Below are 9,204 nucleotides of genomic sequence, written 5' to 3'. Positions count from 1 at the left end.
CGGCAATAATTTTATTGTATTTAAAAGGAAGTATAATTTCTCCTGTATTTGTTATTTTACCATATTTTCCATTTTGTTTTGCTACAAAGCCTTTACCTTTGGAATTATCAGAGCCAATGGTGTCGTATTCAATTTTTACTGTAATTTCGGCTTTTTTGTTTGCAATACCATATAGACTTCCTTTTTTTACGATGTAACCACTATTGTCTTGAACAAAATTTATTTGGTCATAAAGTCCTTTTTTAGTTTCATTACCCATTAAAAAACTCTTTTTCCCGTCTTTTTCATAAGAAACGCCATACACTTCATCTGGAGCTGTTTTATTCGTAGGTGCTTCTTCTACTGCAAGAAGATGATCACTATCTCTACGGATTTCTTTTCGTTCTAGTTTTGGAACTTGAGCAGAAACAAAATTAACAAGTACAAAAATCAAAATGCTTAATATTTTTTTCATAAATTTTATTGAATTTTTCTTGTTATTGTAAAATGCGGTATAACGTTTTGGGCTTTGCGTTCGGGCGGGAATCGAAGAACAAAAGCCGATAATATTATTACTAAAATTCAATTGAAAAACTGCTGTTGAGTTTTGCACTTTCGCCCGCCTGATGCAAAACCCTTGTTGGTGGCAGTTATTTTTTCATTAAGTTACTATTCATTACGATTTCTCTAATTTTAATTTCAAATTCGTAGAATAAGTCTATGTTTTCATTAGATTGATTTTCTAAAACAACTACGTCCACGTCTGCTTCAGGAAAATAAATTTTGAATGATACAAAACCTGAACCGCCACCTGTGTGACCAACATATTTGATTGGTGTTTTGTCGCTTATTCTTATGCCATAACCATAACCAATTTTTTCTTTTCCAAAAGCGTTATGTTGTGCAGTAATACTATAACTTGTCATCAATTTATAGGTTTCTGGTTTTAAAATTTTTCCTTTGTGCAATAACTTGTCCCAAATATTTAGATCAGTTACATTTGAGATAATTCCAGCAGCAGAAACTTTATCGTTATTTTCAATAGGTGTTTCTTCAAGTTTGAAATTACTGTTTGTGTTTCTATAGCCTTGAACTCTATTTTGAGTTTTGCCTTGTTCAAAGCAATACGTGTTTTTCATTCTCAATTCCTTAAAAAGTTCGTTTGCCACGTCAATATATTTTCTGCCTGTAACTTTTTCAATTATCTTTCCAAGCATAATATAAGTTGTGTTGCCGTATTTGAAGTCAGAACCTGGCTTGAAAATCAAGGGTTTGTCAATATCAGTTATTCCAGCAGAAAAGTTCAATAAATGGTGAACAGTAACAGTGTCTGCCCAACTTTGTGGCAAGTCGGGTAAGTATTTTCTAACTGGGCTTTGCAAATCAATTTTCCCTTTTTCAAATTCTTTTAAAGTCAAAACAGCAGTAATTTGTTTGCTGTTTGACATAATTATAAAATTGTCTTTGGTTGTTAAAGGAGTCTTTTTTTCAAAATTTGAATATCCAAAAGCATTCTTATATTTTGTTTTACCTTTTTGAGTAATCAAAATCACTCCGCTGAAACTTCTTGGGATTGTCGTTTTGATTAAACTGTCTATTTTGAAAGAATAGTCGTCTTTTTCTTGTCCGTAACTATTACAACTTACTAAAAGTGTTGCTAAAAATAAGGCTAAAAGTCTAAATGTTTGTTTCATTAAAATTGTCTTGAATTTTTGTTGTCTTGTTGTATACGGTCGGTTTGTCATAATTGCCACAACGTTCCGGCGCTTGGCGAGGTTGCGAACTACGGAACCGATTATTTTCTGTTAAAGATAAAATTTCTTGCGAAATGTAAACGTGTATTTACTACAAAATTCGCAATCTTGCCAAACGGCGGTTGGCGGCAGTATTAATTTTTTTCGCTCAATTTTGCAATATTATTTACCACTTCATTTATTCCACCTAATTCTCCATTTGGAATAAACATTCCGTTTGCAAGTAAAATAATTGTTAAATTCTCATCAGGGAATTTTCTAAATGCCGTTGCAATTCCACCTGAAAAACCATAGGATAATTCACCATTTACTGTAATTAAATCCAATCCGTAACAAAAATCTCTTTGCTGTTTATAATTAAAAGGTTTGAGTAATTGTTTTTTTGTAGTTTCTGATATAAATAAACCATCATCAAATTTTTTATTCCATTCTATAAAATTATTTAATGTTAAGTTTAGCGCAGATGCTCCGTACATATAGTTTGGAAAATTCCAATTTCTCTTTAAAATTGAATTTTCACTCCCACTATTTACATAACCGTAACTCAAATTCTTAATTACCTTCAAACTATTTCCCTCAAAAATCACATCATTTTTAGACGATGGAAATTGAGTTTCTAAAATGTAATTACTTAAAGTTTTTTCGACTAATTTTTCGACAATACGTTTTAATAGCCAAAAGTTAGTCTGATTATAATCGAACTGATTTCCTGCAATAAATTTTATGGAATCTTTATAAACTTTATTTTTTGCTACTTCTTCTTCGTTATCATTTTCATAGACAACTATATCTGGTAAACCCGAAGAATGTGATAGAAGATTTTCGATTTTTATAGTTTTCCAACTATCTGGTAAATCAGTTAAATATTCGGATATTTTGCTGTTTAATGTTAACTTTTTTTGTTCTATTAATTGATGAACTGCTAAAACAGAAAATACTTTTGTTGTAGAAAATAATGGAAATAAGGTTTTATCATTTACGGGAACGGAATATTCTATGTTAGCAATACCATAGTTCATTTTATGAATCACTTTTCCGTTTTTTATTAACGCCAAAGCTAAACCTGGTATATTATATTGCTTTTGAACTTCTGCAATGTATTCATTAATTTCTATATTCAGTTTGGTTTTTGATTGTCCAGTTATTTCAATAGCTTGTTTAATTAAGTCCTTTTCTTCTTTTTGGGCTTGTAAATTAGAAGCTGAAAACAGAACTATAATTAAAAGCGAGTATTTTATTGTTTTCATCTTTATTTTGATTAATAATTTATGCGTCATTTTCGGAAATATTGCCACCAACGTTCTCAGGTTTTACGATGTTGCGGACTAAAGAAGCCGAAACTTTCGGCTAAGCACTAATCTCAAAGACACAAAGCAAACTTTAAATTTAGCCCAGAAACCGCAATAGCGTAAAACCTGTGTTAACTGCTGATAAATTTTATCCTAATTATTTTTCTCAATCAATTCAATAATTTTTAAGGCAACACCATTTGATGATTGGAAATTTTGTCCTGTAACAATTCGACCGTCTTGTTCAACGTAAGATACATTTCTCTTTGAAAAATTAAAAGTCCCCCCTCTTTCTTCTATTGTCTTCTGAATTAAGAATGGAAAGTGTTTAAAATATTCATCATCTTGTTTTTCAAATGAATCAGGATAACCACTTACTTTTTTTCCTTCAATTAAGAATTTACCATTTTTAGTTTTCAAGTTAACAATACCAGCTGTTCCATGACATACCGAAGAAATAATGCCGTTATTATCTTCATATACTTGCATAGCAATGCGTTGGATATCTGAATTTTCAGGAACTTCATACATTGCACTTCCGCCTCCAATATAATGTACTGCTTTGTAAATTTTATAATCAATCTCTTTAGGACTCAAAGTATGTTCTATGGCGTACATAAAGTCTTGATTATATAAATATTGTTTTTGCAAGCTATCAGAGGTATTGATATAGGCTAAAGGAATATCACCACCCTTTGGACTTACAAAATCAACGGTATAACCTGAATTTACAAAAGTATCATAAGCGTTTACGATTTCGGCAAAGCTATTTCCTGTTGAAATTGTAGAAGTTCCGTAATAATGTGCATTGGAAACAATGAATAATATTTTTTTTCCGGATTTATTGCTTGCTTTGCTGCTTGCAGATTTGCTGATTATTTTCCATTCACCCTGAATTTTTTTTAGCAGGAACATATCCATAAATTCCTGTTTTTTTTCAGGAATTAGAATTTCGGCTTTTGCAATAGCAATATCATTATAAGATGCTATAGAGATAATTTTCCCTAAACGACCGTTAAATTCTCCTTTATTCCCTTTCTGAAACCAACTGACATATTCTGAAATTGGAACTACCCATAAAGGTTTTTCTTTGTGGCTTAGAAAAAGATTGGCTTCAGAATAAAAAGCCTTACTAATACTGTCAGGCCTATTATAAGATGTGCCCTCAATATAGTTTTGAATACAACTCTCAATCAGAGACTGTTCCGATTGTGAAAAAGACACATTTGATAGTAGTGCAAATAAGATGGCGAAAAAGATTTTTTTCATAAACTTTGGATTTTAATGTTTTAAAAACGTTTCTCAAAATTATATTGATTAAGTTTTAAAACATTCCAAGTTTATCATAATGGAGTACAAATGTATATTTTAGGAGTAAAAACTATCTTTTTTGGTAATTTGAAGGCGTAGTACCTGTGATTTTTTTAAATGAGCTATAAAATGTACTGCTCGAATTAAACCCGGATTCAAAACCCACAGCATCTATTTTGAACTGAGTACTTTCTTTTAATAGCCGTTTCGCTTCATCAATTCGATATTCATTGATGAATTGAGTAAAACTTTTATTCAGATTGTCATTAATAAACTGCGATAGCAATTGAGGGCGAATATTTAATTCTTTTGCTAAAATTGACAAAGTGAGGTCAGGATTAGTATAAATTTTTCTTGTTTCAAAAAGGACATTAATTTTTTCTTGAATTTCTGTTACTAACTTTTCATCTATTTTGTTTATGTACTTTTCTTTATTAATCGAATTTAATGTTTTGTTTTTTGCATAATAAATAAGAAGTAAGGAAATGTAAAAACTGAAAGAAAAAGTCAAAGCCCCCGAAATATACGACGTATATTTAGCTAAAGAATAGGAAAGCCAAATGGCAAAAACACCACAAATAACTGACAATATCCAAGTTTCATGATAGCTAATTTGATTGCGGTCAGTTACTAACTTCCTGAAAATTTGTTTAGCCTCATAAATGGATAATAGAATAAAAACAAACCATTGAATATTGATGAAATAATAAACTATTCCTCCCCATATAGCAGGATTTTCCTTGTATGGAAAAAGAAAACCAAACACACTCATAGCCATAATTATTAAAATGAGACTATATTTTGCAAAGGAATAATTAAGATTTTGCAGTATTGATTTAACAAAAAAATACAATAAAGGACCAATTAAAAAACAAGCTGACAAACCTATTTGTAAATACGTTTTTGACAACTGCGGATTAAAATTATAAAATACTGATTTTCCTATTCTTATACTTAAAGACAATAATAAAAGCCCCAGAAATAAATCGGATATAGTTTTCTTGTTCTTGAAGAATAAAAAATAAAAACTCAAAACAACACTATTAAAAACACCTAAAGCGCTTAAAAAAAATAATATTTGATTGTTGCTATTCATTAATTGGAAAATATATTTTCTTTTTAGAATTGTTTACAGTTAACGTCCCGCGGCTTCGGGAGGTTGCTGCGAATTTATGACTTAATTCTCCAAGTACAAGACGACTTTTGAAAAAACGTAGTTTTTTCGGAAGTTGACCAAGCCCAGCAATCTCCCGAAACCGCTGTTGTGAGCCGCTTTTCTATTTTTAATATAATCTTCTATTTCACCTCTATATTGTAATGACAATTCATTTGCAGTTTTGAGGGCATAATTTATATTTGGTAGATTCTTATTATTTTTACAATAATGCCTAATAAAGAAATTAAAGCAATAACAATAAATAATCCATATGGTTTAATTCTAAACAACATACCGTATAAGCTTTCTTCGGAATCTTTATGTCTATTTTTATCTCTCTTATAAAAATAAATTAGCATAGAAACACTTATAAAAAAAAATATAAAACTCCCTATTAATTCTTGATCTTGCATTATATTGATTTAATTTTATGTAATTCGGCATAAAATAATTTCCGAACTTTTCATAGTTTTATGTTATTGAATTCTCCCTCGATTTCACAAAATGACTCACAACGTTCTGGTACTACAGCGGGTTTGGGACTAAATTAAGCCCTGTTTTCGGATTTGACAAATCTTCCAAATACAAAACCAACTTCAAATTAAGCCTATAGCCCAAATTGCTTGTAGCGTGTGTTGGCAGATCGGTTTTATTTTTCTAATTTCTGTATCTCTATTTCAGTATATTCAAAACTTTCTTTTTTTTCATTTCTATGTTGTATTTCCACAATAATTTTGTTAGAATTTAATCCAACAATATTTCGTACTAAATTTTCATAGTACATTTTTACTATTTTTTCAGCGTGACTTTCCACGTTTTCTTTTTCATTATCCAATAAGTTACTATTAATTAAAGTAATTTGATAATTCTCTTTTTTATTGTCTGTTCTGATTTTGTTTTGTTTAATTACCATTTTTTCAGGTTGATAAATGTTACCAATCTGCTGAATCTCATTATCCATTATTGCTTTTATTGTTTTCACTTCTGATTTTTTTTCTTGAGAAGTAATAACATTTTCTTTGCATGAAAATATGGAAATCAATATTAAAATATTTAGAAAATTTTTCATTTTTTTCTGTTTTCGTTTCGTTCGGGCAAACTGTCTGCCAACGTTCCCTTGCTACAAGAGGTTTGGGACTAAATTAAGCCCATTATTCGGATTTGCCAAATCTTCCAAATACAAACAAATTTTTCCATTAAGCCTAATACCCAAATTGCTTGTAGCGTGTGTTGGCAGTAGTGTTTACTTCCGTTTAACATTTATTATTGTATCACCTAATTGATTTTTATCTTCTGAATTGTATTTTTCATATTTGTATTCGACACGTAATTTATCATTATCTGTTTTTAGTCTAATCTCCAGAGGGTTTTCGTCTTCAATTTTAAAATCAGTAATAATTTTTTCATAGAAAACAGTATTTTTTTCTGTAATTCTATATTCATTACTTAAGTTCATAAAACCGTGTGTTTTTCTGTATATTATATGATTTCCTTCTTCTTGAATTTTTCCCCAAGGTGAAAAGAATATTACATACAGCATTGTTAAAAACATTCCAATATATAATGTGAGCCAACCAATAATTGTAATTAATGGACCAAAAACAAAAATCGAAAAATAAAATGATAACTCATTAAAAGGTTTACGGTAAAAGAAGTATAAGACCATTCCTGAAACGTAAAACAAAGATTTTATTATAAGAATTATAGTAAATTCTATTGAATAACCTAAAAAATATATTGAAATATAATTAGTAATTACTATTGTAAGTGTGAGTAAATGAAATTTTGATAGTAGTTTTATGTTGTTCTTCATTTTCAGGTTTTACATTACTGCCAAACGCCTGTTAGCGGTTCGTTGTTATTTTTTCTGCTAATCATTTTTAGCTTTTTGAATACAATAAAAGGTTATATTTTGAATTTGATTATTATCGTCAAACTCATATACGTCACAAGCTGAAACAAATGAAACTCGTTTTTTTTCTCTTGAAAATTCGGCAGTTCCACTAATAACTACTTTATTTCCTTCAGCAATAATGTTCAGCGTTTTGAAGTCAGTCGTTACTGATTGAAAATAATTTCTAACTTGTTCACAATTATCAATGATTGCTTGCTTACCTATAAAAGTGTCTTCTTCGACAACAGTCCAAACTGCGTTTTCAGAAATGAACTTATTAGTCTTTTCAAATTTTCCGCTTGAGAAAGCTTTTGCTATTTCTGTCTTTGTCATATTTGTCAATATTATGTTTTATACTTTGGTCGTCCGTTACAATGACCGCTAACGTTATGCCACTTTGAGATGGCTGGAAGTTCGTAACCACTCAATTTTCGGCTTAACGAAGACTTGATGCGAAACGATAATTCCACTAAACTCCAGCTAGCTCAAAATGGCGGTTGTGTGCTATTTTTTTATTTATTCAGTTTTATAAATTTAATTGGTTCGTCTTGTAAATTTATTTTTACTGTTGAAATATTACCATCGTTGTCAAGTGAAAAACTCAAGTGAAATTCTGGATTCATAATTTGTGGTATTTCTTCGGTTGCCTTCAAAATTAATATATCATAATATTGATGTTCCAGCCTAAATTTATATTCAGGAAAAACTGCAAACAAATTATTGTTTTCATTTACGATTTCAAAAGTTCCAAATCCAAGATTAGAATATTTTCCACAATAATCTGCTAAACTATGTGTTAGTTTTTTTTCTGTGTTAACACTTTTTATTTCTTTGCTTACAACATTTATATCACTAACTTTTACTGAATATTTATTCCATTCTGTTTTTTGAAGTTTGAGCATTCTATTTGTTATAATATCTGCAACAATATATGGTAAAAGAGAATTATTTTGATTTGTAAGAACTACAATTCCTAGATTATCAGTTGGATACATTACTAATTGAGAACTAAATCCAGATACATTTCCTCCGTGATGAACTTTATAATGACCTTTATTTGAGTTTATTTTCCAACCATATCCATAGCCAAATGTATAAACATTTGGATCACTTGTTTCTGGAGGCAAACCATTGTCAATTGCTTTTATACTTGTTGCTTCTTGAATATAGTTTTTAGGTAATACTTCTATATTATTAAAGTTTCCATTATTAAGCCAAGTCTTCATCCAATTTGCCATATCATTTACATTACTATTAATAGAACCGCCAGGTTTATCGTTATTAAGTTCGGCAAATAATACTTTTTCAGTTTTTGAATTGTTAATTCCATAGCCAAATGAAAAATCATTATTTTTTGTCATTTCAGCAATTGAAGTACTTGAACTATGCATATTTAACGGCTTAAATATTTTGTCTAGGATATTTTTCTCCCAACTTTCTGCACTAATTTTTTCAACAAGTGTTCCAGCAATAATATAACCTAAATTACTGTATATCCAACTGTCTTTTATTGCTCCGTTTGGTTTTAGATATTTTAATCGCTCCATTAAATTTTCTCTTTTATTCGCAGGAAATAATATATATGTTCCGTCAACACTACCAATTCCGCTTTTATGACATAATAAATCTTCTATTGTAATAAGATTATCCATTTTATCATTGTAGAATTGGAGTTTTGGAAGATATAAAGATGGTTTATCTTTTAGCGATAGTTTATTTTGATTGCCAAGTATTCCCAATAAAGAAGCGGTAAAGGATTTGGTTATTGAACCAATTGGAAAAATAGTGTTTTCTGTTACTAGTAATTTACTTTCAAAATCT

General features: G+C 29.6%; 10 protein-coding genes. All 10 read right to left on the bottom strand.

Translation table 11 applies throughout. The annotated features are described in order from the left end of the window. Window positions 1–454, bottom strand: a 454-nt coding sequence (locus ACH2BG_RS04035) for a WG repeat-containing protein (RefSeq protein ID WP_395046434.1), incomplete at its 3' end; no start/stop codon positions are given. A gap of 175 nt (window positions 455–629) precedes the next feature. Beyond that, complete coding sequence (locus tag ACH2BG_RS04030) at window positions 630–1,673, bottom strand: serine hydrolase domain-containing protein (RefSeq protein ID WP_395046433.1); 1,044 nt, start codon at window positions 1,671–1,673, stop codon at window positions 630–632. A gap of 194 nt (window positions 1,674–1,867) precedes the next feature. Then, entirely contained in the window at window positions 1,868–2,980 is a 1,113-nt protein-coding gene (locus tag ACH2BG_RS04025) for a serine hydrolase domain-containing protein (protein ID WP_395046432.1), read from the bottom strand. Window positions 2,981–3,175: 195 nt separating this feature from the next. After that, a complete protein-coding gene (locus ACH2BG_RS04020) occupies window positions 3,176–4,291 on the bottom strand; it encodes a nuclear transport factor 2 family protein (RefSeq protein ID WP_395046431.1) in 1,116 nt (371 codons plus the stop codon). A gap of 112 nt (window positions 4,292–4,403) precedes the next feature. Beyond that, window positions 4,404–5,105, bottom strand: a complete 702-nt coding sequence (locus ACH2BG_RS04015) for a helix-turn-helix domain-containing protein (protein WP_395046430.1) — start codon at window positions 5,103–5,105, stop codon at window positions 4,404–4,406. Between the two features lie 578 nt (window positions 5,106–5,683). Next, a complete protein-coding gene (locus tag ACH2BG_RS04010; RefSeq protein WP_395046429.1) occupies window positions 5,684–5,902 on the bottom strand; it encodes a hypothetical protein in 219 nt (72 codons plus the stop codon). A gap of 236 nt (window positions 5,903–6,138) precedes the next feature. Then, on the bottom strand, window positions 6,139–6,558 hold the full coding sequence (locus ACH2BG_RS04005; protein ID WP_395046428.1) for a hypothetical protein: 420 nt from the start codon (window positions 6,556–6,558) through the stop codon (window positions 6,139–6,141). 174 nt (window positions 6,559–6,732) lie between these two features. Continuing rightward, window positions 6,733–7,302 (bottom strand): hypothetical protein, encoded by a 570-nt coding sequence (locus tag ACH2BG_RS04000; RefSeq protein ID WP_395046427.1) that lies wholly within the window; start codon window positions 7,300–7,302, stop codon window positions 6,733–6,735. A gap of 57 nt (window positions 7,303–7,359) precedes the next feature. Then, window positions 7,360–7,716: a nuclear transport factor 2 family protein gene (locus tag ACH2BG_RS03995; RefSeq protein WP_395046426.1), complete on the bottom strand. Its 357-nt coding sequence runs from the start codon at window positions 7,714–7,716 to the stop codon at window positions 7,360–7,362. A gap of 179 nt (window positions 7,717–7,895) precedes the next feature. Beyond that, the coding region (locus tag ACH2BG_RS03990; RefSeq protein WP_395046425.1) for a serine hydrolase at window positions 7,896–9,204 on the bottom strand (1,309 nt) is incomplete at its 5' end.

The organism is Flavobacterium sp. (genome assembly GCF_043779715.1).
In the GTDB taxonomy this organism is placed as follows: Bacteria; Bacteroidota; Bacteroidia; order Flavobacteriales; family Flavobacteriaceae; genus Flavobacterium.
This window is presented reverse-complemented; position numbering and strand designations above follow the sequence as displayed.